The organism is Marinitenerispora sediminis, assembly GCF_003336425.1.
GTDB lineage: Bacteria > Actinomycetota > Actinomycetes > Streptosporangiales > Streptosporangiaceae > Marinitenerispora > Marinitenerispora sediminis.
In genome coordinates this window covers 1-352 of record NZ_QEIO01000391.1, presented here as the reverse complement: position 1 = coordinate 352, position 352 = coordinate 1, and the positions used below count along the sequence as shown (strand labels likewise).

Sequence of the window (352 nt, the reverse complement as noted above, 5' to 3'; positions counted from 1 at the left end):
GTCGAACACGACTTCTTCACCCCGTTCCCCACCACCGCCGACGCCGTCACCCTCTCCTTCGTGCTCCTCAACTGGCACGACGACGACGCCCGCCGCATCCTCCGGCACTGCCGCGCCGCCCTGCGCCCCGGCGGACGCATCCTCCTCTACGAGCGCGCCGACGTCCCCCACACCGGCTCCGACCCCGTCTTCAGCCTCCTCGACCTGCGCATGCTCGTCTTCATGGGCGGCCGCGTCCGCACCCGCGACGAATGGACCGCCCTCGCCGCCTCCGCCGGCCTGGCCATCGAACAGGCCACCATCCTGCAGTCCCCCTCCGTGCCCTTCGACTTCTCCTTCCTCGTCCTCGCCC

The 352-nt window shown here is 71.3% G+C and carries 1 protein-coding gene; it reads left to right on the top strand.

Features of this window, described 5'->3' with window-relative positions; genetic code table 11:
- Positions 1 to 352: methyltransferase (locus DEF28_RS26955; protein ID WP_114446279.1), on the top strand; the 352-nt coding region annotated here is incomplete at both ends.